The following is a 25,741-nucleotide window of genomic DNA, read 5'->3' as shown; positions in this document are numbered from 1 at the left end:
ACTGGGGGGATCCGGGTCCGCCGCCTGTAACTGCGGGGCCCCCGTGTTTCCTTGTGTGAATCAACAATGCAGGACCCTAGTGAGTGTGGCGGAACAACGGGCCGATCGTGAACGAGATCGCGGACACTCCGTCATGTCCCTTTGGTGGCAGGGGTGTTCATGGTTCGGATGTTCACCTGAATGCTCCTCGTGTTCGGCTCGCTGCGCTGCGTGTTCGATGCGGGTGGTGACATGTTCGAACCAGGTGGAGGAGGTGTGATCAGGCCCCCCTCCGAGAAGTTCCGGATCCGAAGGTCAAGTTTCGGTAAACGGTTGCTGAGTGCCGCAAGCGTGGGGCTATGCTTGTCGAGGTTTGAAGAGGGCACCTCGTTCGGTGAGGCGTCTTCACGGACATAGGCCACTGATCCCAACCGTCGAGAGACGCTCCGGATCAGGACAGATCTTCCCGACCTAAGGGTTGATCCCAAGTGGCTTCCAGCTCGCGAGCTGGATCACGCCGTGGAGTGCCAAAGCTCTGACGAGTTGGGGTGAACCAGCAGCCTTTCGGCGTGTTGGTCCGCTCCTTGCCGCGTCGATGACGCGCACCACTCGGTGCGCCCCGGCCGGAAGGAGGCGAGAGACATGGATTCGAGTTGCAGTAGTCCGGGCCACAAACGGCCCCACATCCGCTTGTCCTCGCACTCCACCGGCATGCGGTAACAACCTTCCCTGCGCGTTTCAGTAACGCATCCTCAGCTCCGGAGCGGTCTCCCGTCTCGGCGTCAACTTCCGTTGTGCGCACGATTCCTGACGCCGTTTGCGGATCACTGGTGCGTGCACGCAGGGTTGATTGCTGCTGCTTGCCTCCGAACTCCCCCACCGAGGGGGTAAGGGAGGTTCGTCATGACCGACGTCATCACCGACCCGAAGGTCCCCGCGGCGCAGGTAGCCGCCTCCGGCCCCGCCGTGCTCGACGAGGCGCACCTCGGCGACATCAAGGGCGCGCTCGGCACCATCCGGCTGGACGACACCGCGCCGCGCCACGGTCTCTCCGCCAAGCTCAAGACGCTGCTCGCGATCATCGGCCCCGGCCTGATCGTGATGGTCGGCGACAACGACGCCGGCGCCTTCGCCACCTACGGCCAGGCCGGCCAGAACTACGGCACCCACCTGCTGTGGACGCTGCTGCTGCTCGTCCCGGTCCTCTACATCAACCAGGAGATGGTGCTGCGCCTGGGCGCGGTCACCGGTGTCGGCCACGCCCGGCTCATCCTGGAGCGCTTCGGCAAGTTCTGGGGCGCCTTCAGCGTCATCGACCTGTTCCTGCTGAACGCGCTGACGCTGGTCACCGAGTTCATCGGCGTCACGCTCGCGGCTGGCTACCTCGGCCTGCCGAAGGTCGCCTCGGTCGTGCTCGCGGCGGCCGTCATCATCGCCTCGGCGTTCACCGGCTCGTTCCAGCGCTTCGAGCGGGTCGCGATCGCGCTCTGCGCAGGGTCCCTGCTGCTGATCCCGATCTACTTCATGGTCCACCCGAAGACCTCGCAGATGGCCCACGACTTCGTGGTGCCGAACATGCCGGGCGGCTCGGGCCAGCTCTCCACCGTGATGCTGCTGATCATCGGCATCGTGGGCACCACCGTCGCGCCGTGGCAGCTGTTCTTCCAGCAGTCGTACGTGATCGACAAGCGGATCACCCCGCGCTTCATGAAGTACGAGAAGGCCGACCTCTGGCTGGGCATCCTGGTCGTGGTGATCGGCGCCGCGGCGATGATGGGCTTCACCGCGGTCGCGTTCGCCCACACCGACGGCTTCGGCAACTTCACCGACGCGGCCGGCGTGGCCAAGGGCCTGGAGGCGCACGCGGGGAAGCTGGTGGGCGTGCTCTTCGCGATCGCGCTGCTGGACGCCTCGATCATCGGCGCGTTCGCCGTCTCGCTCTCCACCGCGTACGCGATCGGTGACGTCTTCGGCATCAAGCACTCGCTGCACCGCGGTGTGGAGGGCGCCAAGGGCTTCTACGCGGTCTACGCCGGCCTGGTCGCCATGGCGGCGGTCATCGTGCTGATCCCCGGCTCGCCGCTGGGCCTGCTCACCGAGGGCGTGCAGACGCTGGCCGGCGTGCTGCTGCCGTCCGCCTCGGTCTTCCTGCTGCTGCTCTGCAACGACAAGCAGGTGCTCGGCCCGTGGGTGAACGGCCCGAAGACCAACGCCTTCACGGCCGCCGTGGTCGGCGTGCTGGTCACGCTCTCGATCATCCTGACCGCCTCGGTGCTCTTCCCGAAGATCAGCGCACAGGCGATCATCGACATCATGGCCGGCTGCGGCGTCGTCGGAGTGCTCGCCGCCGGTTACGCCTTCACCCGCCGGCGCACCGCCACCAAGGAGGACCCGATCGACCGCACGGGTCGCGACGACTGGCGGATGCCGGCGCTGGAGACGCTGACCCGGCCGGTCATGTCCAGCGGCCGCAAGATCGGCATGGGTGCGCTGCGCAGCTACCTGCTGGTCGCGATGGTCCTGGTGGTCATCAAGATCGTCGAGGTCGCGCTGAGCCAGTGAGCGCGTGGAGCACGTGGTCCGCGGGGCCGGGGAGTGTGGGGGGAGCGTGGGTGAGGCCTGGAGGGTGCACCCTCCAGGCCTCGACTGTTTCCGCCGTCGGTGTCCGGCGGCTCCTCAGAGCCCCTTGGTGCCGTCCGCCAGCTCGCGCAGGATGTCCAGGTGGCCGTTGTGCCGGGCGATCTCGTCGATCAGGTGGCAGATGATCCAGCGCAGCGTGACCGCGCCGGCGCTGCCCATGTTGCCCTTGGAGAGCGTGTCGAGGTCGCGCTCGGCGACGATCGCGCGGTACCGCTCCGACTGCGTCTCGTACGCGTCCAGCAGCTCCGCGAGCGGCACGTCGGCGGCCGGCCGCATGCCGGCCTCCGGCTCGGCGTCGATCCGGCGGTCCTCCGCCTCGTCGCCGAGCACGATGCCCTCGAACCAGGCGCGCTCGACCCAGTGCAGGTGGCTGACTATGCCCGCGAAGGTCATGTCGGGCGAGCCGGGCAGCAGCGCGAGCCGGGCGTGCTCCTCGGCGAGGCCCTCGCACTTGGCGCGCACGGTGGCCCGGGCGTAGTCGAGGTAGGTGGTGAGGACGGCGCGTTCGTCCGAGCCGGCGGAGTGCTGAGTGCGGGTGATCATGGCGTGATCATCCCAGCAAAGGGACCTCGGTTCAGCTGAATTTCGGCTGGTCAGCCAGGGCCTGGACGAGCCCTAGGCGATCTGTTCGACCGTCACGCGCGGCAGCAGCTGGCGGTAGGCCGCCGCGTCGAACGATCCGGCCAGCGGGCTCAGTACGGTCGCGGCGGAGAGTGCGACCGCGCGGGCGAGCCGCTGCGGCCACGGCTCGCCGTCCACCAGACCGAGCGTCAGCGCGGCCACCGCCGAGTCGCCGGCGCCGGTCGGGTTCCCGGCCAGCGCCTGCGGCGGGGTGGCCAGCCAGCTGCCGTCCCGGGTGACGGCGAGCAGCCCGTCCGGCCCCAGCGAGGCGACGACGGCGCGGACGCCGGAGCCGCCCTGGTTCGCGAGCAGCGCACGCGCCGCCTGCCGGGGGTCGGCCAGGCCGGTCGCCTCGCGCAGCTCGTCGGCGTTCGGCTTCACCAGGTCGGGCCCGGCCGCGAGCGCGGGCAGCAGCCACGGCCCCGAGGTGTCCAGCACCACCGGCACTCCACGGTCACGGGCGGCGGCGACGAGCACGGCGTAGGCGTCCTGCGGCAAGCCGGGCGGCAGGCTGCCGGCCAGCACCACGGCAGCGCAGCCGTCCAGCAGCCGCCCGTAGTGGGTGCGGAACGCGGCCCACTCGGCGGCGCCGACCAGCGGTCCCGGCTCGTTGAACATGGTGACCTGCCCGGCCTGCGCTGCCTGTCCTGCCTGTCCTGGCTGCTCGTCCACCACGGCGACGGTCCGCCGGGTCTCGCCACCGATCTCCAGCAGGGCGTCCACCGGCAGCGCGTCCGCCGATATCGCGTCCACCGGTGCGGACCTCGCCAGCTCCTCGCGCAGCGCCAGCCCGGTGGCGCCGCCGACCAGCCCGGTCACCACCGCCAGCCGTCCGAGCGCGGCGAGCACCCGGGCCACGTTGATCCCCTTGCCACCCGCCCGGGCGCTCACCTCGCGGACCCGGTTGCTGTGGTCCAACCGCACTCCCGGCACGCGATAGGTGACGTCGAGCGCGGCGTTCAGCGTGACGGTGAGGACGGCTGCTGTTGCCAACGGGGTGGCCTTCCTGCGCAGATTCTGCTTGATGATGCGTATTTCATAGCAGTTTCGCACTCATTCGAGCAATGCTTCCCTCGTGCTGGGCCAAGCCCTTGACCCTGACGCTGGCGGCAGGCTTGCAGAGTCCTCCGCATGACCACGCACCCCACCCGCACCGTCCTGATCACCGGCGCCGGCACCGGCATCGGCCGCGCCACCGCCCACGCCTTCGCGGCGCAGGGCGCCCACGTCATCGCCGTCGGCCGCCGCGCCGAGCCGCTGCACGAGACCGCGGCCGGCTCCGACCGGATCACCCCGTTGCCCGCCGACATCACCGCACCCGGCGAGCCCGAGCGCCTCGTCGAGGCCGCCCAGCGGCTGCACGGCAGGCTGGATGTGCTGGTCAACAACGCGGCGACGCTCGGTCGCGGCTCGCTCGGCAGCTACACGGCGGAGCTGATCGACCCGCTGCTCGCCACCAACCTGGTCGCCCCGATCCTGCTGGCCCAGGCCGCCCTTCCCGCGCTGGAGGCCGCCGCGGGCGTGATCGTCAACGTCAGCACCTCGGTCGGTCAGCGCGCCTGGCCGGGCAACGCGGTCTACGCCGCGACCAAGACCGCCCTCGAACTGCTCACCCGCAGCTGGGCGGTGGAGCTCGCGCCGCGCGGCATCCGGGTCGTCGCGGTCGCGCCCGGCGCGGTGGACACCCCGATCGGCGAGCACCAGGGCCTGACCCCCGCGCAGCGGGCCGCCGTCCGCAGTTGGCAGCTCGCGCACACCCCGCTGCGGCGGATCGCCGAGCCGCACGAGGTGGCGTGGGCGATCGCGGCGCTGGCGGCGCCCGAGGCCGGGTTCGTCACGGGCGTGGTGCTCCCGGTGGACGGCGGAGCGGTGGTCGCGTGATGAACTGTCAGCCGGAGGGGCCCCGGGCGGCGACGACGGGGATGCCGGGGGAGTCGGGGGAGACGACGGAGGTGCGCGTGCGGATCGGCGAGCTGGCGGCGCGGACGGGTGCGACGGCGCGGGCGCTGCGGCACTACGAGCAGGCCGGCCTGATCGACTCCGTCCGGGCCGAGAACGGCTACCGCCGCTACGACGCGCATGCGGTCCGCCGGGTGCAGAACATCCGCCACCTGCTCGCCGCCGGCCTCACCCTCGACGACGTGCGGGTCTTCCTGCCCTGCCTGGACGGCGACCTCGCTGCCGCGCCGCCGTCGGCTCGGGCACTGGAGGTGGCCCGGGACCGGCTGGCCGTCTTCGATCGGCGGATCGCCGCCCAGACCGAGGCGCGCGGTCGGCTGTTCGCCGCTCTTCAGCGGGTCGGGGTGGGTGAGGGCGTCGGGGCGGGTGAATCGGTCGGCGCCTGAGCCCACCTGAGCCTGCCGCCCTGCCCCCGGGCACGTTCCGCACCGCCGGCATGCTTCACCCCCGCCCGTCCGCGCCGGCCCCCGCCCGGCGCGGGCGGTCTGGTGGCTCCCGGTCGGCACCCCGGCCGGGGTACACGAGCCGGTGTGTCAGGTGGTGCTGCCGAGAGTCTGGAAGCGCTCCAGGCGGGCCGTCGGTGGGGCGAGGGATGCCGCGGTGGCGAGTTCGGCGGTGAGCATCCGGACGGCCCGGCGGACGAAGGCGGCCGGTTCCGCCGAGGCCGGCACCGGCTCGGGCAGGATCCGGTCGACCACGCCCTCGCGGAGCAGCTCGGCGGCGCCGATCCGCTGCTGCTCGGCCAGTTGCGGGGCCAGGTCGGGCGTGCGGTGCAGGATCACCGAGGCGCCCTCGGGCGGCAGCGGCGAGAGCCAGGCGTGCTCGGCCGCGACCGTCCGGTCCGCGGGCAGCAGGGCGAGCGCCGCGCCGCCCGCGCCCTCGCCCAGCAGCAGGCTCACCACCGGAACCGGCAGCGTGCTCAACTCCGCGACACAGCGCGCGATCTCGCCCGCCAGCGCGCCCTCCTCCGCCGACACGCTGAGCAGCGCACCATGCGTGTCGATCACGGTCAGCAGCGGCAGTCGCAGCTCCGCGGCGAGCCGCATGCCGCGCCGTGCGGTGCGCAGCCCGCCCGGGCCGACCGGCCCGTGCACGGCCGCCGCCGCACGGTCGTGGCCGATCACCACGCACCTGGTGCCGCCGAACCGGGCCAGCGCGAGGCGCAGCACGTCGTCCCGCTCGCCCGCGCCGGTGCCGGAGAGCGGCACCAAGGTGTCGGCCACCGCGAGCAGTTCGGCCAGTCCGGGGCGTCGCGGCTCCCGGGTGAGCCCGACGGACCGCCACACCGGCACGGGTTCTGACGCCGCGTCGGGACTGTCGGAGTCCGTCTCGGCCGCGTCCGGTGCATCACGTACGTCCAGCACATCCAGCGCGTCGGTGAGCCGCTTGCGCAGCTCGTCCGGTGCCAGGACGGCGTCCACCGTCCCGTGCTGCGCGAGGTGTTCGGCCCGCTGCACGCCCTCCGGGAACGCCTCGCCGTACAGCGCCTGGTAGACCCGCGGGCCCAGGAAGCCCACCAGCGCGCCTGGTTCGGCGGTGGTCAGCTGGCCGAGCGAGCCCCAGGAGGCGAGCACGCCGCCGGTGGTGGGGTGCCGCAGATGGACCAGGTACGGCAGCCCGGCGGCCTTGTGCGCGGTCACCGCGTTCGCGATCGCGACCATCCGCACGAACGCCGGGGTGCCCTCCTGCATCCGGGTGCCGCCGGAGGCCGGGAAGGCGAGCAGGGGCAGCCGTTCGGCCGTGGCCCGCTGCACGGCGTGCAGCAGTCGTTCGGCGGTGCAGGTGCCGATCGATCCGGCCAGGAAGGTGAACTCGCTGAGCAGCACGGCGACCCGGTGGCCGGCGATCCGGCCCTCCCCGGTCAGCGCGGCCTCGTCGGCCCCGCTGCGGGCCCGGGCCCGGGCCAGGTCCGCGGCGTACTGCCCGTCGGCCGGGTGCCGGGGCGGGGCGTCCCAACTGCGGAACGAGCCGTGGTCGAGGACCAGATCGGCGAAGTGCAGCGCGGCAGGCCGGGCGGGCGGCGCGGGGGCGGGGGTCGATTCGTCCACGGGGGCCAGTCTCCGCAGCGGCACGGCAGGTGGGCAAGCACGACTTGCTCACTGCGAGCCGCGACACATCGTGCTACGGGGCGCCCGGGGCCGGCAGGGGCGGCTGAGCCGAGTGGGCCGACTGGGCTGGCTGGCCCGGCTGGGCTGTCTGGGTCAGGCGTTGGTCGGCCCACTCGTGGCTCTCCGCGCTGACGATCGCTATCGCCCGCTCCAGCAGCTCCCGCTGCGCGGCGGCGTCGCGTTCGGCTGCCGGGCGCAACAGGTAGCGAGTCGTCTCGTGATCCAGTGAGAGCCGGGCCGAGGCGGTGCTGACCCAGCGTTCGTTCGGCTTGAAGATCTGGCGGAAGCCGGTCAGGAAGAGCGTCAGCGCGGCGAACGAGGCGGTGACGGCCGCAGGCGCGTGCAGCGCGGAGACCACCACGGTGGCCGCGGTGCTGAGCAGCGCGAGCAGCTCACCGATCTGGTGCACCAGTCGCGAACCCCTGGCCGACCTCTCGTACCACCGCAGCTGCCGCAGTGCGTAGGCGAGCGCGGGGTCGTCGGCAGGGTCGTCGGCGGTGTCGGCGGGGGTGTCCGGGCGAGAGCGCATGGTGATCAGTCTCCCAGGACCGGACGGCGAATCAGAAGTCCGATGCCAGGCCCGAGAGCGCGCTGAGCGCGAGCCAGCCGAGCGCCTGGAGCACCAGCAGCGCGGCGAACGCGCCGCCGGCCATCGCGGTCCAGCGTCGCAGCGGTGGCGCCGAGAGCCGGGCCAGTGCGCCGAGGAACGCGCCGAGCAGCGCCGCGCCGCCGACCACCACGCAGGCGAGCAGCAGTTCCTGGCGAGCCGTGTGCCGGGCCTGCCAGTCGGCGGGGGTGGCGAGCCGGACGGCGTGCCGGTACGCCCGGCGGATCGCCAGCAGCGGGACGGCGAGCGCGGCGGCCGCGAGGGCGGTGAGCAGCAGAGCGGTGGCCCGTTCGCGGACCGTCGTCCGGCGCGGCGCCGCGTCGATCGCCCAGCCGGGCCACTCGACCGCGTCGCTCGTGCTGCTCGTGCCGCTCGTGCCGCTCGCGTCGGCGGGGTCCAGTGCGGCGGATGCGCCGTACTGTCTCGTACCGTTCATGCCGCCCCCGTACGGTGGACCGAATCGGAGTCCACCGTACGGGGGCGGGCCGGGCCCGGGGAACCCTCTCTGACCCGCCGTCAGATCTGCCCGCGGTGGCCGAGGGGCGGCCGGGTCAGGTGATCGGCAGCAGCATCAGTGGTGCGCTCGTCGGGTGCGCGGAGCCACCCGCCGGCTCCAGCGTGAGGCCGACGCCGGCCGCGCCGTTCACGCCGCCGGTGAGCAGCAGCGAGCCGCCCGCGCCGGGCAGCAGGCCGGCCGGGCGCATGGTGCCCGCGTCGCTGAACCACAGCTGGTACGTCCGGCCGCTGCCCGGCGCCGGCAGGCCGGTGGCGAGGAAGCCGGCCTGGTTGCGCGAGGGCGACCACACCACGGTGCCGACCGCCGCCGCGGCGCTGCCGGTGCCGGTGCCGGTGCTGGTGCGGGCGTCCGGCGCGGTGAGCAGCGTGGCGAACCTGGCCTGCTGCTCCTGGAGCGCGCTGACCTGCGAGCGGGCCTGTTCGGTCTGCGCGTGCTGCTGGACGGCGAGCCCGCCGAACGAGGCCGCGAGCAGGACGGACGCGGCGAGCGCCAGCCACCGGCCGCGCCGCGCCCAGCCGCCACGCGAACCGGGCGGCGGCGAACTGTTACGGCTGGGGTCCGACGCCTCCGGTGCCACCTGGCGCACGTCGCCGATCAGCGACAGCACCCGCGACTTCAGCTCCGGCGGCGGGGCCACCGCCTCGGCCGCGCCGAGCCGGGCCAGCGTGGCGGTGAACTCCCGGACCTCCTGGGTGCAGGACGGGCAGTCGGCCAGGTGCCGCTCGAACTCCCGGCGCTCCGGCTCGGACAGTGCGTGCGCGGCATAGGCGCCGCTGAGCGTGTGCAGGTCGGCAACCATGCTCATGACTCCACTGACTCCACTCCGAGGCAGTCGCGCAGACGGATCAGGGCGTCGCGCAGGCGGGTCTTGACGGTGCCCAGCGGCTTGCCGAGCAGTTCGGCCACCTCACGGTACGAGTAGCCGCGGTAGTAGGCGAGCGTCACCGACTCGCGCTGGACCTCGGTCAGCGACTGCAGGCAGCGCCGCACCTGCTCGCGCTCCAGCCGGCCCTCGACCTGTTCGGCGACCTCGTCGAAGGCAGGGTGCTGCGCGGCGGCCGCGGCCCGCTGGTCGCGGTCGGCGGCGGCCTGCGCCGAGCGCACCCGGTCCACGGCCCGGCGGTGGGCCATGGTCAGCACCCAGGGCAGCACTTCGCCGCGCTCCGGGCGGTAGCGGGCGGCGGTGCGCCAGAGCTCCAGCATCACCTCCTGGGCCACCTCCTCCGACTGCGCCGGATCGCGCAGCACCCGGCGGACCAGGCCGAGCACCGGTCCGGCCACCGCGTCGTAGAGCTCGCCGAACGCGTCCTGGTCGCCGAAGGTGACCCGGGCGATCAGCTCCTTGAGATCCGGCCCGCGCCGTTGCGGACCGGTGAGGTGCACGACCGTGTTCACCGGGTGACCGCCGTGCTGCGGGCGGCTGCTGGCATGTCGGGGACCTCCTGGAGTGGGGGACGGCACACGGTGTTCGGAGCCGCGGCCCACGCGGATTGCCGCCGCGCCGAATTGCCGCCACCGGAGCCTGTCACGCCGTTCGCGACGGAGCACCGCTGTCCCCACCCCTTCGAGTGAACCTCCCTAGGGTGCGTCGGTGATCCGGGGGAAGAGTGGCTGGGCCGCCGGTAGCCGACCGTCCGGCCCGGGGGTGCACTGGGTGCGGATCCGGGCCGCTGCGTCGGGCAGGAACGGGGTGAGCTGCCGGGCGAGGGTGCGGCAGGTGTGGACGAGCGCGGCGAGTACCGCGTCGAGTCGGGTGTCGTCGGCGGTGCGGGCGAGCTGCCAGGGGCGGGTGCGGTCGATGTGGCGGTTCGCCTCCTCGACCAGCGTCCAGAGCGCGGCGGTCGCGCGGCGGAAGTCGTAGGCATCGACTTCCGCCGCGATGGCGGCCGGGACGGTGCGGCAGAGGGCGGAGAGCTCGTCTTCGGCCGGCCCGGCGTCCGGGACCAGGCCGTCGCGGTACCGGTGGACCATGGTGACCACCCGGTTGACCAGGTTGCCCAGGCCGCCCGCCAGGTCGGCGTTGGCGCGGGCGATCAGCCGTTCTTCCGTGAAGTCGGCGTCGCCGACTTTCGGGACTTCGCGCAGCAGCCACCAGCGCACGGCATCAGTGCCGAACCGTTCGACCAGGTCGCTCGGATCGACGGCCGTGCCGCTGGACTTGCTGATCTTGCGGCCGTCCACCGTGAGGTAGTCGTGCACCAGCAGGTCGGTGGGCAGCGGGAGGCCGGCGGAGAGCAGCATGGCCGGCCAGTACACCGCGTGGAACCGCAGCACGCCCTTGCCCAGCAGGTGGACGCGCCGCTCGCTCTCCACCCACCAGCGCCGGAAGTCGGGGGTGGCGACTTCCGGCGCCGGGCCGAGGCCCAGACTGGTGACGTAGTTGCCGAGCGCGTCCCACCAGACGTAGACCACCTGGTCCGGGTCGTCCGGCACCGGGATGCCCCAGCCCCGGGCGCGGGTGTGCGAGCGCGAGACCGAGAAGTCGTGCAGCCCGCCCGCGATCAGCCCGAGCACCTCGTTGCGACGGGCGGCCGGCTCGATCCGCAGCCGGCCCTCGGTGATCGCGGCGTGCAGCGCGTCCGCGTACCGGGAGAGGCGGAAGAACCAGTTCTCCTCGGCGATCAGCTGCGGTTTTGTGCCGTGCTCGGGGCACCGGCCGTCGGTCAGCTCCTCCGGTGTGTAGAACTGCTCGCAGCCGATGCAGTACAGCCCCTCGTACCGCTTGCGGTAGAGGTCGCCGGCCGCCGCGCAGCGCCGCCACAGTTCCTCGACCCCGGCGCGGTGGCGCGGATCGCTGCTGGTCCGGATGAAGTCGTCGAAGCTCAGCGACAGCGGCCCGCGCAGCGCCTCGAACGCGGCCGCGTTGCCGTCCACGAAGCTGCGCACGTCGGTGCCGGCGGCCTCGGCGGCGAGGACGTTCTTCAGCGAGTTGTCGTCCGTCCCGCTGAGCAGGCGGACCGCCTCGCCGCGCGCCCGCCGATGCCGGGCCAGCACGTCGGCCTGCACGAGTTCGAGCGCGAAGCCCAGGTGCGGGCGGGCGTTGACGTAGGGGATGGTGGTGGTCAGGTAGCTGTGCGCCGGTGTCACGGTGGCTCCTCGGAAGTGGGTGGGTGGGAGAACCCGGATCCGAGGCTGTGAAAACGTCAAAGGCCCCGGAGATCCAGGGCCTTGGGAACGTCGAACGTCCGCTGTCAGCAGCCCCGGTGGCGGGGCATCATCCGACGCGGTGCGCAGCTGGACGCGATGGCGATCATGTTGCCGAGGGTACCAGCGGGCGGGCGCGGAGCCACTGGATTTCCTGCGGGCGTGCTCGGGTCCGTCAGCGCACGGGTGGATTGAAGCGGGAGTACTCGGGGTCGCTCCAGCGCAGTCGGTGGGCGGCGCGGAGTTCCACCACGTTCGTCACGGTGAAGTCCACCAGGCGCTGGGCGCCGGGGACTTCGCCGATCTGCGAGCTGTCCCAGTCGGTCCGGGCGGTGCCGGTGAGCTGGAGGGTGCCGCCGGTCTCCCAGTCCACGAAGAGCAGCCCGGCGGCCGGGTTCTCCAGCAGGTTGCCGAGCGTGGCGAACATCGCGCTGCCGGAGTAGTCCGGCCAGCGCAGCCGGTCGGGGCCGAGGACCTGGACGAAGCCCGGGTTGCCGCCGCGGTGCGAGGCGTCGAGCCGGCCGCGGTGGTCGGCGGTGGCGATGAAGAAGGTGTCGGCGGTGCTGATCGACAGTTGTAGACGAGTCGTCAGGCAAGGTGCTGGTGGCTGGAGTTCTTGAGTGACGGCGGCGTCGGCGAAGTGGAAATCCCGGCTCTGGATGTACTTCGGGCAGTTGGCGAAGACCTCGTCCAGTTCGACGCGCAGGCCCGTCCGGCTCGGCGTGGCCCGGCCGTTCATCCGCATCCGGCGCCGCTGTGCCGGTTCCAGGGCGATCATGCCGACCTCGGCGGGCGCGGCGAGGGTGGCCGCCAGTGGGTCGGCGGCCGTCGGCCGTGCCGCGATCGCGAGTGCGTCAGGGAGTGGGTCGGTGGTGGTGGGCTCGGCAGTCTCCGCGGCCAGGAAGCCGGGGTGACCGGTGAGCAGGCTCGCCCAGATCCGGCCCTCGGCGTCGGCGGCGCCGATCACCAGCATCGGCTGGGCCGTGAGGAACTCCGCCGCGATGGCGGGGATCCGCCGGGGCCTGGACGGCCCGGCATAGCCGGGGCGGGTCCCGGCCCGGCGGCGGATCAGCTCCTCGCCGGAGGGCTGGTCGGTGGTGCGCGGGTGTTCGGAGAGGACGTTCACGGGGGCCTCCCGGGACGGGACGGACGGGGGGAGAAGGGAGGGTCAGAAGAAGCCGCAGGTGGGGGCCTCGCCGCTCGGGGCGGCGCCGGAGCCGGTGGCGGCGGCGGTGTAGATCTCCAGGCGGGTGCCGTCCGGGTCGGTGAAGAAGATGCCGCCGGAGCCGGCGCCCTCGCGGTGCGGCACGACGCCGTCGTAGGCGAACTCGGCGCCCAGTGAGCGCAGCACCTGCTCGGCGGCCCGCACCTGCGCCACGTCCGCCACCTCGAAGGAGAGGTGGTGCAGGCCGGGGGAGCCTGCGGCGAAGCGGCCCTCGCTCTGCTGCCAGAGCGTGATCACCAGCTGTCCGTCACGGCCGAGGAAGAGCCACGGGCGCTCGGGCTCGGTGCTCCGGGCGAGCACCTCGAAGCCGAATACCTGCTGGTAGAAGGCGCGCGAGCGGTCGAGGTCGGTGACGTTGAGGCCGATGTGGCCGGTCTTGAGGCTCGTGATCGGGCTGGAGCTCTGCGGGGTCTCGCCGATCTCGGTTGTCGCGGTGGTCTCGGGCATGGTGACGGCCTCCTGGCTGGGAATGGCTACTGGCTAACCTCTGTTTATGAGTATGAGAGTTAGGCAGGTGGGCGTCAACCACTGACCGCATGGATAGCGGTTAGAATGAGACGGAAGTCAGTCGCGAGTCGCAGGGAGAGAGCCGATGTCCGAGCAGGTGCCGCCGGTCGATGATCCGCGCCCGCTGCCGGGGGAGCCGCTCGGCCTGGATCTGCTCAACACCCGCTGGAACGGTGGCGGAAGTCCCCGCGATCTGCTCGACTCCCTTGCCGGGCTGGAGACCTGGCTCTCGCTGAACGGCCTCGCCGACCGCGCCACCGCCGACCGCGCCACGCTGGACGCCCTGCACGTCACCCGCGCGGCGATCGCCGGACTCGTGGCCGCGGGAACGGCCGACGATGGTGAGGGTGCCGATGGCGAGGGCGCCGAGCAGGCGCGTGCGGCGCTGAATGCGGTGCTCGCGCACGGCTGGATCGGCCGCACGCTCGGCCCCGACGGTCCGATCGACCGGGCGCACGCCGACGACCCCGCCTGGCTGCCCGCCTGGATCGCCGCCGACGACTACCTGCGCCTGCTCGCCGAGGCGCCCGGCCGGATCCGCTCCTGTGCGCACCCCGACTGCGTGCTGCACTTCTACGACACCTCGAAGAACGGCACCCGCCGCTGGTGCTCGATGGCCGGCTGCGGGAACCGCGCGAAGGCGTCCCGCCACTACGCGCGCAGCAAGTCCTCCTGACGCAGGATGTGACGACCCGGCGAACTGACGGCCTGTCGGCCGGGTGCCCCCGCGGCCATTGACAGGGCAGGCCCGGCCCGCTTCAGTGGTCTAGTCCAGCGGGGGCGTCCGGCCGGGTCGCTCCCTGCCGTCGGCACCACGCGGACCTCCCATGTCCCTGGTAGCCGAGGCAGGAGCATCCCCCCACATGCACAGTCTCCGCAGAGCCCGTTCCGCGCGCCCGGATTCGGCGCCCGGCCGGCACGCCGGTCCACGCACCGGCACCCGCAGACTCGCCGCCGCCTGTGTCGCCTGGACGGTCGCCGCAGCGGCGGCGGCCGGTATCACCGTCGGCCTGGCACCGAGTGCGACGGCCGGCGAGTTCCTCGCCAACGGCGGCTTCGAATCCGGTGCGCTGAGCCCCTGGAGCTGCTCCGGCAGCACCGGCAGCGTCGTCACCGGCCATGCCCACAGCGGGACTTACGCGCTGGCCGGGGCGGCGACGGCGAGCGACGACGCACAGTGCGCGCAGACCGTCGCGGTCCAGCCGAACACCGCGTACACCCTGAGCGCGTACGTCAACGGCGCGTACGTCTACCTGGGCGTCGACGGCGGCACCACCGCCAGTACCTGGACGCCGAGCACCGGCGGTGCCTACCAGCAGCTCTCGGTCGGCTTCACCACCGGCGCGAGCCAGACCAGTGCGACCGTGTACCTGCACGGTTGGTACGGGGAGGGCACGTACTACGCGGACGACGTCTCGCTCAGCGGGCCCGGCGGACCCAGCCCGACCCCGACACCGACCCCGACCGGCAGCCCCACGGGCACCCCGACCGGCACTCCGACGGGGACGCCCACCGGTACGCCCACCCCACCCGGTGGTGGCCTGCCGCCGCACGCGCTGGTCGGCTACCTGCACGAGAGCTTCGCCAACGGCGCCGGCTACCTGAAGATGTCCGACGTCCCCGCCTCCTGGAACGTCATCGACCTCGCGTTCGGCGAGCCGACCTCGGTGACCTCCGGTGACATCCGGTTCAACCGCTGTTCGGTCACCGACTGCCCGACCGCCGAGTCCGACGCCGACTTCAAGGCGGCGATCGCGGCCAAGCAGGCCCAGGGCAAGAAGGTGCTGCTGTCGATCGGCGGCCAGAACGGCGAGGTCCAGCTCACCACCACCGCGGCCCGCGACACCTTCGTCAGCTCGGTCTCCGCGATCATCGACCAGTGGGGCCTCGACGGCCTCGACGTCGACTTCGAGAACCAGTCGCTCTCGCTCAACACCGGTGACACCGACTTCAAGAACCCGACCACGCCGGCCATCGTCAACCTCATCTCGGCGCTGCACTCGCTGAAGGCGAAGTACGGCAGCCGCTTCGTGCTGACCATGGCGCCGGAGACGTTCTTCGTCCAACTCGGCTACCAGTTCTACGGATCGGGACCGTTCGGCGGCCAGGACCCACGGGCCGGCGCGTTCCTGCCGGTGATCTACGCGCTGCGCGACGACCTGACGCTGCTGACCGTCCAGGACTACAACTCCGGCTCCATCATGGGCCTGGACAACCAGTACCACTCGATGGGCGGCGCCGACTTCCATGAGGCGATGACCGACATGCTGCTCACCGGGTTCCCGGTCGCGGGCAACACCAGCAACATGTTCCCGCCACTCGCCCCCTCCCAGGTGGCGATCGGCATGCCCGCCAACTCCTATGCGGGCAACGGGTATGTCGCGCCGAGCGTGGTGGACCAGGCGCTGGACTGCCTGACCAAGGCGGTCAACTGCGGCTCCTACCAGCCGCGCAGCGGCAAGCAGCCGGACCTGCGCGGGCTGATGACCTGGTCGATCAACTGGGACCAGTACAACGGGAACGAGTTCTCGAAGAACTTCGAGAGCTACTTCGGCTGACCTGGCGTCAAGTGGTCGCCGGGCGCGGCGTCTTCGGCCCGTGGACGGCGGTGTACTCCGCCGCGAGCCACGGGCCGAGGTCGTCGAGCAGCAGTGCCAGCACGGCCGGGTCGGCCGTGCCCGACCGGGTCGCGGCGGCGGCCGTGCGCATCTGCTCGGCGCGCTCGGCGTAGTACTGGCCGAACACCTCGGCGGACAGATCCAGTTCGCTGGTCCAGCCGTTCCAGCGCGGCATCACCAGGGTGAACCCGGTACGCACGATGGTCCGTGCGGCGCCGCGGATCAGCTTCCGGCGAGCCTGCTCGGCGGCGTCGGTCTCGACGTCGGTCTCGGCACTCGCGGCGGCGGCCGCGCGCTCGCGCCAGCGGGGGAGCAGCCGGGGCAGATCGCCGTTGGTCTCGCGGGCCAGCAGCGTGTCGGGGCGGTAGCGGGGGAGCCGCTCCGCGAGGTCCGGGCCGAGCAGCGGGGTGCAGATGCAGGCGATGAACCAGCCCATGTCATGGCGCTCGAGTTCGCTCAGCAGCGTCTCGGTGGCGTAGAGCAGCACGCTCGCGCCGTCGATCTGCGGGAAGTCGGCGTCCAGCCCGGCGGTCAGCCGGTCGGCGTCGGCCCGGTCGGCGGCGGTCGGCGGCCGGTGCAGCGCCAGCAGCAGGTCGAGGTCGGAGCGGCCGGCGATCGCCGTGCCGCGCGTGATGCTGCCGTAGATGTAGCCGCTGTGCAGCCGGTCCGGGCCGAAGAGCTCCGCGATCCGGGTCCGGGCGGCCGCGGCGACGGGGGCGAACTCCGCGGTGATCAGGCTCAGCGAGCCCTCGCGGATGATCTGCCCGTGTTCGTCCAGCCCAGGTCGTGTCATGGGCCCGATTCTGCCGCCTGTGGATCACCGGGTGCGAACGGGTTTCACGGCAGGGGCTCACGGCGGCCGCTCACGGCAGGGGCTCACGGCAGGCGTGGAGCCCAGTGGCCGGTCTCCGGAAGGGCCTCGGCGTCCCCCGGCCAGGCGGGGACGGTGGTGGCGACGACCACCAGCGGCGTCGCGGGCGCACCGTCGGGGCCTGCGGTGTCGTCGGCGCGGAACTGGAAGGCGGTGCCGAGTGGGATGCTGACCGTGGTGCCGACCACCAGCGGCGTCACGCTCTCGTGCACCCCGAGCGCCTGCTGCTGGCGCCGCCAGAGCTGCCCCGAGCCCGCCACCACATGCCAGATCTCCTGGACCGTGCGGTGGGAGACGGCCCGGGTCACCGCGCCGGGTGCCAGCTCGAACCGGGCCAGCCCGGCCACCTCGGGCAGTTCCCCGAGCAGTCGCACCGATGCGCCGTCGGGCGCGGGCACCACGCTGGTCTGCGCGAACTGCCAGGTCTGGAAGGGCTGGTGGGCCATGCGAATCGGGTCCTCTCCGGAGCTGCCGGGGTCACCAGGGTAGACGGAGAACTGACGTACGGTCAGGAAGGCTTCGCGCTCAGTGAGTCGCGCCGCGGGCGGCCCAGCTGCGGGCGGCGGTGATCCGGCGGGCGGTGCTCGGGTGGCTGGCGAAGAGCAGTTCGAGTGCCCGCGGCGGGTCCACGTCGGCCACGTTGGCCAGCGCGAGCCTGCGTTGCATCGCGATGAACTGCTCGGGGTCATCGGTGAGTTCGAGGGCGTGTCGATCGGCCCTGGCCTCGATCCGGCGGCTGACGGCGGCCTGCGGCGGCCCGCCGAGCGCGCCGAGGACGGCGGCGCAGGCGGCGAGCAGCGGCAGCGAGCGCGGGTCGGCCACCGACGGCACCCCGGCGGCGGCGAGCAACGGGTGCAGCGAGAGCAGCAGCCCGAGCAGCGCGACGACCGCCGCCGCGCCGACTGCGCCGAGCGCGGTGCCGGTCGGAACGTCGCGGTGCTTCACGTGTCCGAGCTCGTGCGCCACCACCAGCTCGACCTCGCGCGGGGTGGCCGTGTGCAGCAGCGTGTCGTAGGCGACGATCCGCCGGGTCGCACCGAAGCCCGAGACGTACGCGTTGAGCGCGGTCGTGCGGCGCGAGGCGTCGGCCACCAGGACTTCGCGCACCCGGACGCCGTCCCGCCGGGCCAGGCCGAGCAGCGCGCCGCGCAGCTCACCGTCCGCCATCGGCGTGAAGCGGTTGAAGACCGGCTCGATCACCAGCGGGAAGAGGAACGACATCGCGACCGTGAGCAGCGCGGCCGCCGCGGCGGCCGGCAGCCACCAGTGGCTCGCCGACCACCCGGTCAGCGCGTAGACGCCGAGCGCGACGGGCAGCGCGAGGGCGAGGGTGAGCGCGAGCCCGCGCAGCTGGTCGAGCAGCCAGCCACCGACGCCCTGGGTCACCAGCCCGTACCCGCGCCGCACGCTGCGCGCCCGGGCGCCGAACGGCAGCCCGAGCAGCTGTCCGAGCAGCACCAGCGCCGCAGCGCCGGCCAGCACCTGCGCGCTGCGCGAGCCGCCGAACAGCCCGCCCGCCCAGCCGACCAGGTGCGCGCCGGCCGGGGTCAGCCCGAGCAGCAGGCTGAGCGCCAGCCCGGCCGCCCGCCCGCCGAGCACCCAGGGCACCTGGGCCCGCCGCAGCGCCCGGCCGCGGGCGAGTTGCTCGGGGGTGAAGTCGGCGGTGACGTCCATGACCGCAACGATAGGGCCCGCCCAAGGGCCTGTCGTCAGACCCCGCCCCTCGCTCAGTCGCTCGGGGCCGGGCCGCCCGCGGCCGCTGCTCAGCCCGTCCGCTTCACCCGGTCGGCCACCCGATCGGCCGATTCCAGCGGCCCGCCGAGCTCCGCCCGCGCCGCCTGGCCGAGCCGCCGGGCCTGCTCCACCGCACCCGTCCGGCCGTTGCGGCCCACCCGTCCGGCCTTCTCCACCCGCTCGACCGCGACCATCGCCGCGTCGTCGCCGAGCCGGCCGCCCGCGTGGCTGAGCAGGTCGCGGCGCAGGTGCTGGAGCAGCGAGCCGGGGCTCTCGGAGGCCCAGGCCTGGACCCGGTCGGTGAGCGGGTAGAACGCGCGGTCGGCATCGCGCGCCTCGATCACGCCGTCGGTGTAGATCAGCAGCCGGTCGCCGGCCGTGAATGGGAAGACCTCGACCTCGTAACCGGAGTCGAGCAGCAGCCCGCCCAGGCCCAGCGGTGGCGCCGGGTGACGGGCGTCCAGCGTCAGCACCTGGCCGTCGCGCAGCAGCAGTGGCGGCGGGTGGCCGCAGTTGATGATCTGGATCTCCGTGCCGTCGTCCGGGATGTCCAGGATCACCGCGGTGATGAACGACTCGCCGGCCTCCGGGCTGATGCCGCCGACGGCCTCCTCGTCACCGGAGCCGGAGCCGGAGCCGGAACCGTAGGCCGCCGACGTGGAGCCGGAGCCGAGAGCCGCGCCAGGGCCTGCATCAGGGCCCGTGCCGGAGCCCGGACCCGGCCCGCGGCCGCCGATGTCCGCCGACCGCGCCGGCTCCACCGCCGGCAGCTCCAGCTCCGCGTCCAGGTCCCAGCTCACGCTGCCGTCCAGGTAGGAGGCCAGCTCCGGCAGCGCGGCCTGCAGGTGCGCGGCCGCCCGGAACGCGCCGAGCAGCAGCGCCGCCTCGCCGAGCGAGGTCAGCCCCTTGCCCCGGACGTCGCCGACGAGCAGCCTGGTCCCGCTCGCGGTGCGGGCCGTCGCGTACAGGTCGCCGCCGATCTGCGCCTCGGCCTCGGCGGCCAGGTAGACCGAGGCGAGCCGCAGTGAGCCGATCCGGCTCGGCAACGGGCGCAGCAGGACGCGCTGCGCCGCCTCCGAGACGGACCGCACCTGCACCAGTTCCCGGGCATGCCGGTCCCGCAGCGCGCAGAAGCCCACCACGATCGCGGAGACGGCAACCAGAGCGGCTATCTGCGTCTCGTGGTTCGAGGTGGTCAACCCGTCCCGCATGATCCCGATGATGAAGAGCGCCGCCACCGCGATCAGGCTGACCACGGCGGTGAGCCGGGTGCCCGCGAATGACGCGGTGATCGCCGGCGCCACCACCAGCAGCGGGCCCAGGTGGATGTTCGGCGGCGAGAGTATGTCCACTGTGGTGATCACCACGATCAGCACAAGCGGCAGGAGCACCAGGGCACGGCCGGACCGCCGAGGCCGGTGGAGAGCATCGGAACGCTGTCGCACGGGCACCCCTCCTCTTTACACCCCGGCTGCCCGCAGCGCACCGCGAGGTAGGCTCGGCGGATCGTTCGGAGTGGGACGGGGGGAGCAGCGGATCGTGGCCAGGCGCTTTGCGGACCAGAGTGATGATCAGATCGGCGAGCACGGGCCTGGGCCGGTCGGGTTCATCGGTGAGCTGGAGGCGGACGGGGGCAGCACGGCGGCCGCCGCGGCACCGGTTCGCTCCACCCACGCTGACGCCGACAGCAACGCTCACGCTGACGCCGACGCCCGCACGCGCACCGACACCGTGGGCAGTGGCCCCGAGCCCGAGCCGCCGCGCTCCCGGCCGACCCGCCGGCAGCTGCTGCTCGGCGCGGGCGCGGGCATCGTGCTGGCGGCGGGCGCCGCCTGGGAGCTGAGCCGTCCCTCCGGCGGCTCGAAGCCCGCGCCCGATGCCGACCAGCCGGACCAGAACGGTCCGAACGGCCCGCTCGGGCCCGCCCCGCGCGCCGTCGGACCGAAGCCGCTCTGGACCTACCTCGGCCCGGGCCCGCTCAGCCTCGAACAGCTGGTGGGCAGCGCCGGGCTGCCGCTCTTCGTGACGCCCGACGCGCTGGTCGCGCTCGACCCGGACAGCGGCGCGGCCCCGGTCCGGATCCCGCTGCCGGGTCAGAGCCCGCTGCTGGTCAGCGGCAGCCTGCTGATGACGTACGCCATCGAGTCGGCGCCGGGCCCGAGCCCGATCACCGCCTACGACCTGACCACCGGCAACGTCGCCTGGCGGCTGGGCCCGGACGGCGCTTCGACCGCCCCGGACCCGAGCGCCCCTGACCCCAGCTTGCGCGACTCCAACGACCTGGCCAACGCCCCGGCCACCGGCTCGTCCGGCTCCGGCGCGGCGGACCTGCGGGGCTGGGTGCTGGAGCCGATCGGCAGCGACGGCACCGCGCTCTACTGCACCGCCACGAAGCCGTACACCGGTAGTGGCAGCGACCAGTCGGTCAAGATCGTGGCCGTCTCGCTCGCGACCCGGCACGTGCTCTGGTCGGCGGGCCTGGCCGCCGGTCGGCTCGTCCTCCGGGGTCACCCGGCGCCCGGCGGCCGGCTGCTGCTCCCCGCGACCGACGGGAGCCTGACGGCGCTCTCGACGGCCGACGGCCGGCAGCTCTGGACCGTCGCCACCGGCGCCTCGCCCACCGTGCCGCAACTGGGCTGCTGCGCTGCCGACGATCACCAGTACTTCGGTCTGACCGACGGCGGCGCCTACGCGGCGAGCCTGGACGACGGCCGAAAGCAGTGGACGGTCGGCCCGACCAGCACCGAGACCTGGCGGTACCTCGCCATGGTGGCCGGCGGCGGCATGCTCTACCTGTTCACCGACAGCGGCGTGGTCAAGGCCGTCGCCGGCGCGGACGCCACGCCGAAGTGGAAGTTCCAGCTGCCGTTCCGGCTGGACAGCCGCACCCGCCCGCTGCTGCTGAACGGCACGCTCTTCGTCCCCGGCCCGTCCGCGAACGGCGTGGTCGCGCTGGACACCCGGACGGGCGTGCCGCTGTGGACCTTCCACGACGGCAAGCCGGGCACCGACGTCTGGTCGGTCAGCACGGACGGCCGGACGCTCTTCGCCGGTCGCGACCAGCTGCTGCACGCCGTCAAGGTGTGAGACGCGTGCCCGCCCGGCCCTGACGGTCGGTCCAGTCGCCGCTGGGGATCAGCGCGGGGTACGCGCGCAGCCGGGCGCTCTGCGCCGGGCCGGCCAGGTAGACCCAGGCGTCCTCGCTCGGCGCGTCCGATCGTGCGGCGGTAGCGGCGGTAGCGGCCGTGGTGGGGGTGGCGGCGGTGGCGCCGAGCAGGACCGGCAGCCGGACCCGGACGTACAGCCCGGTGCCGTCCGGGCGGCACTCCTCCAGCTCGTCCAGCTCGGCGAGCACCTGGGCGAAGTGTCCGGGCCGGACGGTCAGCAGCTCCCCGTGCACCTGCCGCCCGGGGTCCGGCACGGCGTAAGGGTAGCCGGGGCCGTCGTGCAGCGCCGCGCCCGCCAGCACGGCGGGCCGGGCCGCGAGGCAGCGGCCGGCCAGATGACGCGCGTGGTTGTGCAGCCCGGGGCGCAGCGTGCCGTAGACGAAGAACGGCAGCGGGGGAGTGGCGAGCTGGTCCGGCACGGCGTCCTCCTCCTTCTCCTCCGCCCGGTGGCACCCTCGGCGCCGACGGGTCGGGTCCGTTCCGTTCGCCGAAACGGGCTGGCGCCCCGGGGCTCCGATGCGCTCTGATGGCCTCGCACTGTACAGCAGCAACCCAGGGAGATGCCCGTGACATCCGCCGGAACCCAGCAGCCAGCAGGGCCGCCGTCCCCAGGGTCGATACCGGCGCAGGGGGCGGGCCCAGGAGACGGTCCGGCCGCCGGCGGCCCCCGGATCTCCGGCGCCGTCTGGGCCGCGCTCGGCGTGGTCTACATCGTCTGGGGGTCCACCTACCTGGGCATCCGGGTCGTGGTGGAGACCATGCCCTCGCTGCTCTCCGCCGCGATCCGGTTCCTGGCCGCCGGTCTGCTGCTGCTCGGCCTGCTCGCGGTGCGGCAGGGGCCGGCCGCGCTGCGGGTGACCCGGCGCCAGCTCGGCTCGGCGGCGCTGGTCGGCGTGCTGCTGCTGCTCGGCGGGAACGGGCTGGTGACGATCGCGGAGCGCGAGCTGCCGTCCGGCCTGACCGCGCTGCTGATCGCGATGGTGCCGCTCTGGGTGGTGCTGCTGAAGACCTTCGCCGGCGAGCGGCCGGGCGGCGCGCGGCTGCTCGGCGTGCTGCTCGGCCTCGGCGGGCTCGTGGTGCTCGCGCTGCCGGGGCTCAGCGGCGGCGCGTCGCTCGGCGGGGTGCTGCTGCTGATCGCCGGTTCGATCTCCTGGTCGGTCGGCTCCTTCATCTCCTCCCGGCTGCCGATGCCGGGCAACCCGCTGGTCGCCAGTGGCTACGAGATGCTCGCGGGCGGGCTGGGCTGCCTGCTCGTCTCGCTGGCCCGCGGCGAGCAGCACGGGCTGGACCTGGGGGCGGTCAGTACCCGCTCCTGGCTCGCGCTGGCGTACCTGGTGCTGATCGGCTCGGTCGTCGCGTTCAGCGCGTACGCCTGGCTGCTGCAGTACGCGCCGCTCGGGCTGGTCGCCACCTACGCGTACGTGAACCCGGTGGTGGCGGTCTTCCTGGGCTGGCTGGTGCTGGCCGAGCGGCTGAACCTCAGCGAGCTGATCGGCGGGGCGATCGTGGTCGCGGCGGTCGGTGTCGTGGTGAGCACGGAACGGCGCCGCTGAGGCCCTGGGCTCCTCGGACCTGCCGTCACCGCCCGTAGTCGCGCGCCGCGCGGGTGGCGGCCGCCGGTCGTACGGTGGAGACGGGACGAGTGAACGAATGGAGTCCGTGATGCCTGGTTCCGTCACGATCGGCCACCACGCCGAGACCATGGCGACTGTCGAACACACCGATGCCCAGCGCCTCGCCGTGCTGCTGGACGAGATCGGCCACCTGCTGGCCGCCGGTGGCCCCAACCGGCTCACCGATGCGCAGGTCAGCGCGCTCTGCGAGGGCGAGACCGGCCGGCGCGAGGAGCTCGCGCGCTGGTGCCGCAGCCTGTCGGCCCAGCTGCACGACCGGCTCTGAGCCGCCGCACGACCGGCGCTGAGCTCCGCAACGGCGATCCGGGGGCGATGCAGGGGGTGACGCAGGGGTGATGCGGGGAGGACACGGCAACCGCCGGGTCCTCCCCGCAGTGCTGTCCGATGGTGCGTCAGAGCACGGGTGGGACGGGTGTTGTCGGGAGCCTTGACACTGCTCGACGGCCCGTGAGTACATGCCAACCGTGCCGATACCCTCACCCCTCCGCGCCCGCGCCCGCGCCGGCCTCCACGCCGGCCTCCACGCCGGCTTCCGCGCCCGCCGGGCCGCCGCCGGCGTACCCGCCGTGGTGCTCGCGCTGGCCGCCGCGCTCTGCCTCCCGACGGCCGCCGCCTCCGCCGCCCCCCTCGCACCCGCCCCCGCCGCGTCCGCTCCCGCCGCCGGGGTGGCCGCCGCCCGGGCCGCCGTCCGCGCTCCGGCTGCTGCCGCCGCCGCGCCCGGGGCGGGGTACATCGAGACGAACTACGGCAACCCGACCACGGCGTTGCCGCCGGTCAGCCGTCCGGACACGCCGCACTGCACGGTCACCGCGATGCAGCACGACTTCGCGAACAGCTACGGCCAGCCGTTCACCGGCACGCTCGCCCCGCCGGCGAACTGCCCGGGCCCGTGGACGAAGGTGGTGCTCGACTGGTCCGGCAGCGTCGCGGGCCGCCAGTACGACCGGCTGGCCGGCGTCTGGATCGGCGGCTCCGAGGTGTTCCGCACCAGCACGCCCGAGCCGGACGCGGCGGGCATCAGCTGGCACGTCGACCAGGACCTGAGCAGCTACATCCCGCTGCTGCGCACCCCGCAGCCGCTCGTGGTGGACCTCGGAAACATCGTCAACTCGACGTACACCGGCGTCTACCACATGGCCATGACGGTCACGTACTACCAGGCTGACCGCCACCACCCGGCCGCCCAGACCGCCGACCAGGTGCTCCCGGTCTCGCAGTCCACCACCGCGCCCGGCTGGTGGACGCTGACCAAGGGCCAGACCGCCACCGCGACCCTCGACTTCCCGCGGAACCTCACGGCCGCCCGGCTCCAGGTCTACGCCCGTGGCGGTGGCTGCGAGGAGTTCTGGTACTCCAACGTGCCGGACGACTACGCCGCCGCGCACCCCGGCTACGGGCTCTGCGGCGGCGGCACCTACCGCGAGGTCCAGGTGCTGGTGGACGGCCGGCTCGCCGGCACCGTGCAGCCGTTCCCGGCGATCTACACCGGCGGGATCAGCCCGCTGATGTGGCGGCCGATCCCGAGCATCGACGCGTTCCGCACCCAGCCGTACGACGTCGACCTGACCCCGTTCGCCGGCACGCTCACCGACGGCAAGCCGCACACCGTCACGCTGGTCCCGCCGGCCGGCATCAGCGACGGCTGGACGCTGGACGGCAGCCTGTTCCTGAGCACCGACCCGCTGCTCGCGCAGACCGGTGGCGCCGTCACCGCCGACACCGTCACCGCCGCGCCGCAGATCGACACGGTCGAGAGCACGCAGCCCGACGGCAGCGACCTGATCACCGCGACGACCGGGCGGGACTGGACGCTCGCCGGGTACGTCGACACCTCGAAGGGCCGGATCAGCACCACGGTCGAGCACCATGGTGCGTACAGCAACACCGACACGATCGCCGACCAGGGCCAGAAGCAGGTCACTTCGCAGCGCGACAGCGGCTGGACCGTCACCACCACCGACCGCGGCCACGGCCACTCGGACGCGACCCGGAGCAGCTGGTCGTATCCGATCGACGTGACCAGTACGTACACCCCCGGCACCGGCTCGGACAGCTTCCTGGCGAGCGGTCAGGTCACGGTGGCCCGCAAGCTGGTGGACGCGACGCGCCAGGGGCAGCACTGGAACGAGACGGCGAGCACCGACGACGAGCTGTCGGCGCAGGGCGTCCTCCAGCGGCAGAACGGCACCGAGGTGCAGGCCGACGGCAGCTCGCAGGAGAAGTACAAGGGCCGTACGCCCGGCGGCGGTTGCTATGAACACGAGCTGGTCTCGGACCACGGCTACCTGACCCGGGACGAGGTCGAGGACTGCCGCTAGCCGCAGCCGTCGTGATGACGCATCGGGCCCCGGGGGGGGGGGGGGTTAATCCCCCCCTGGGCCCCCCTTTCTTTCCCCCCCCCCCTTTTTCT

The 25,741-nt window shown here is 73.2% G+C and carries 24 protein-coding genes and 1 riboswitch; of the genes, 9 read left to right on the top strand and 15 right to left on the bottom strand.

The genetic code is table 11. The features are described 5' to 3' along the window. Window positions 1-358 precede the first annotated feature (358 nt). Window positions 359-534, top strand: a riboswitch (M-box (ykoK) riboswitch). A 348-nt stretch (window positions 535-882) separates the two neighbouring features. Next, window positions 883-2,541, top strand: a complete 1,659-nt coding sequence (locus AC060L_RS09440; RefSeq protein ID WP_483798145.1) for an NRAMP family divalent metal transporter — start codon at window positions 883-885, stop codon at window positions 2,539-2,541. A gap of 114 nt (window positions 2,542-2,655) precedes the next feature. Here AC060L_RS09440 and AC060L_RS09435 read toward each other — a convergent pair whose 3' ends face one another. Both AC060L_RS09435 and AC060L_RS09430 read right to left on the bottom strand, forming a co-directional pair. Continuing rightward, window positions 2,656-3,162 carry a DinB family protein gene (locus AC060L_RS09435; protein WP_483798144.1) on the bottom strand — a complete coding sequence of 169 codons (507 nt, stop codon included), beginning with the start codon at window positions 3,160-3,162 and terminating at the stop codon, window positions 2,656-2,658. A gap of 72 nt (window positions 3,163-3,234) precedes the next feature. Continuing rightward, entirely contained in the window at window positions 3,235-4,233 is a 999-nt protein-coding gene (locus AC060L_RS09430; protein ID WP_483798143.1) for a 1-phosphofructokinase family hexose kinase, read from the bottom strand. Window positions 4,234-4,371: 138 nt separating this feature from the next. Between AC060L_RS09430 and AC060L_RS09425 the strand changes: the two genes are divergently transcribed. Together AC060L_RS09425 and AC060L_RS09420 are read left to right on the top strand one after the other, a co-directional pair. Continuing rightward, window positions 4,372-5,121, top strand: coding sequence for an SDR family NAD(P)-dependent oxidoreductase (locus AC060L_RS09425; protein WP_483798142.1), 750 nt, complete (start codon window positions 4,372-4,374; stop codon window positions 5,119-5,121). 77 nt (window positions 5,122-5,198) lie between these two features. Then, a complete protein-coding gene (locus AC060L_RS09420; RefSeq protein ID WP_483798259.1) occupies window positions 5,199-5,585 on the top strand; it encodes a MerR family transcriptional regulator in 387 nt (128 codons plus the stop codon). A 147-nt stretch (window positions 5,586-5,732) separates the two neighbouring features. On the opposite strand, the gene AC060L_RS09415 is transcribed toward AC060L_RS09420, so the two are convergent. The 8 genes from AC060L_RS09415 to AC060L_RS09380 form a co-directional block, all read right to left on the bottom strand. Continuing rightward, on the bottom strand, window positions 5,733-7,247 hold the full coding sequence (locus AC060L_RS09415; RefSeq protein WP_483798141.1) for a carboxyl transferase domain-containing protein: 1,515 nt from the start codon (window positions 7,245-7,247) through the stop codon (window positions 5,733-5,735). A 73-nt stretch (window positions 7,248-7,320) separates the two neighbouring features. After that, window positions 7,321-7,836, bottom strand: coding sequence for a DUF4231 domain-containing protein (locus AC060L_RS09410; RefSeq protein ID WP_483798140.1), 516 nt, complete (start codon window positions 7,834-7,836; stop codon window positions 7,321-7,323). A gap of 31 nt (window positions 7,837-7,867) precedes the next feature. Beyond that, entirely contained in the window at window positions 7,868-8,350 is a 483-nt protein-coding gene (locus AC060L_RS09405; protein WP_483798139.1) for a hypothetical protein, read from the bottom strand. Between the two features lie 115 nt (window positions 8,351-8,465). After that, window positions 8,466-9,236 (bottom strand): anti-sigma factor, encoded by a 771-nt coding sequence (locus tag AC060L_RS09400; RefSeq protein ID WP_483798138.1) that lies wholly within the window; start codon window positions 9,234-9,236, stop codon window positions 8,466-8,468. After that, complete coding sequence (locus AC060L_RS09395) at window positions 9,233-9,826, bottom strand: sigma-70 family RNA polymerase sigma factor (RefSeq protein ID WP_483798137.1); 594 nt, start codon at window positions 9,824-9,826, stop codon at window positions 9,233-9,235. The genes AC060L_RS09400 and AC060L_RS09395 overlap by 4 nt, the downstream gene beginning before the upstream one ends. A gap of 183 nt (window positions 9,827-10,009) precedes the next feature. Further along, window positions 10,010-11,518 (bottom strand): methionine--tRNA ligase, encoded by a 1,509-nt coding sequence (gene metG, locus AC060L_RS09390; RefSeq protein ID WP_483798136.1) that lies wholly within the window; start codon window positions 11,516-11,518, stop codon window positions 10,010-10,012. Between the two features lie 232 nt (window positions 11,519-11,750). After that, the gene (locus AC060L_RS09385) at window positions 11,751-12,701 is read right to left on the bottom strand and encodes a pyridoxamine 5'-phosphate oxidase family protein (protein ID WP_483798135.1); all 951 of its coding nucleotides are present in this window, start codon (window positions 12,699-12,701) and stop codon (window positions 11,751-11,753) included. 42 nt (window positions 12,702-12,743) lie between these two features. Next, complete coding sequence (locus tag AC060L_RS09380) at window positions 12,744-13,247, bottom strand: VOC family protein (protein WP_483798134.1); 504 nt, start codon at window positions 13,245-13,247, stop codon at window positions 12,744-12,746. Window positions 13,248-13,392: 145 nt separating this feature from the next. On the opposite strand from AC060L_RS09380, the gene AC060L_RS09375 reads away from it, so the two are divergent. Together AC060L_RS09375 and AC060L_RS09370 are read left to right on the top strand one after the other, a co-directional pair. Further along, a complete protein-coding gene (locus tag AC060L_RS09375) occupies window positions 13,393-13,983 on the top strand; it encodes a CGNR zinc finger domain-containing protein (RefSeq protein WP_483798133.1) in 591 nt (196 codons plus the stop codon). A gap of 187 nt (window positions 13,984-14,170) precedes the next feature. Continuing rightward, complete coding sequence (locus AC060L_RS09370; RefSeq protein WP_483798132.1) at window positions 14,171-15,865, top strand: chitinase; 1,695 nt, start codon at window positions 14,171-14,173, stop codon at window positions 15,863-15,865. A 7-nt stretch (window positions 15,866-15,872) separates the two neighbouring features. Here AC060L_RS09370 and AC060L_RS09365 read toward each other — a convergent pair whose 3' ends face one another. The 4 genes from AC060L_RS09365 to AC060L_RS09350 all read right to left on the bottom strand — a co-directional run bounded on the left by AC060L_RS09365 (window position 15,873) and on the right by AC060L_RS09350 (window position 19,921). Then, window positions 15,873-16,718, bottom strand: a complete 846-nt coding sequence (locus AC060L_RS09365) for a nucleotidyltransferase (RefSeq protein ID WP_483798131.1) — start codon at window positions 16,716-16,718, stop codon at window positions 15,873-15,875. Window positions 16,719-16,801: 83 nt separating this feature from the next. After that, complete coding sequence (locus tag AC060L_RS09360) at window positions 16,802-17,242, bottom strand: cupin domain-containing protein (RefSeq protein WP_483798130.1); 441 nt, start codon at window positions 17,240-17,242, stop codon at window positions 16,802-16,804. Window positions 17,243-17,321: 79 nt separating this feature from the next. Continuing rightward, window positions 17,322-18,470 carry a M48 family metalloprotease gene (locus AC060L_RS09355; protein ID WP_483798129.1) on the bottom strand — a complete coding sequence of 383 codons (1,149 nt, stop codon included), beginning with the start codon at window positions 18,468-18,470 and terminating at the stop codon, window positions 17,322-17,324. 89 nt (window positions 18,471-18,559) lie between these two features. Beyond that, window positions 18,560-19,921: a PP2C family protein-serine/threonine phosphatase gene (locus AC060L_RS09350; protein WP_483798128.1), complete on the bottom strand. Its 1,362-nt coding sequence runs from the start codon at window positions 19,919-19,921 to the stop codon at window positions 18,560-18,562. Window positions 19,922-20,069: 148 nt separating this feature from the next. Here AC060L_RS09350 and AC060L_RS09345 point away from each other — a divergent pair, with 148 nt between their 5' ends. Then, complete coding sequence (locus tag AC060L_RS09345) at window positions 20,070-21,617, top strand: outer membrane protein assembly factor BamB family protein (protein WP_483798127.1); 1,548 nt, start codon at window positions 20,070-20,072, stop codon at window positions 21,615-21,617. Here AC060L_RS09345 and AC060L_RS09340 read toward each other — a convergent pair. After that, a complete protein-coding gene (locus AC060L_RS09340; RefSeq protein ID WP_483798126.1) occupies window positions 21,607-22,116 on the bottom strand; it encodes a gamma-glutamylcyclotransferase family protein in 510 nt (169 codons plus the stop codon). The genes AC060L_RS09345 and AC060L_RS09340 overlap by 11 nt on opposite strands. Window positions 22,117-22,263: 147 nt before the next feature. Between AC060L_RS09340 and AC060L_RS09335 the strand changes: the two genes are divergently transcribed. The 3 genes from AC060L_RS09335 (at window position 22,264) to AC060L_RS09325 (ending at window position 25,649) form a co-directional block, all read left to right on the top strand. Then, window positions 22,264-23,250, top strand: a complete 987-nt coding sequence (locus AC060L_RS09335) for an EamA family transporter (protein WP_483798125.1) — start codon at window positions 22,264-22,266, stop codon at window positions 23,248-23,250. A gap of 109 nt (window positions 23,251-23,359) precedes the next feature. Then, window positions 23,360-23,596 (top strand): hypothetical protein, encoded by a 237-nt coding sequence (locus AC060L_RS09330; RefSeq protein ID WP_483798124.1) that lies wholly within the window; start codon window positions 23,360-23,362, stop codon window positions 23,594-23,596. A gap of 190 nt (window positions 23,597-23,786) precedes the next feature. Then, window positions 23,787-25,649: a peptide-N4-asparagine amidase gene (locus tag AC060L_RS09325; protein WP_483798123.1), complete on the top strand. Its 1,863-nt coding sequence runs from the start codon at window positions 23,787-23,789 to the stop codon at window positions 25,647-25,649. Window positions 25,650-25,741 lie beyond the last annotated feature (92 nt).

The organism is Kitasatospora sp. NEAU-69 (genome assembly GCF_057158765.1).
This window is presented reverse-complemented; position numbering and strand designations above follow the sequence as displayed.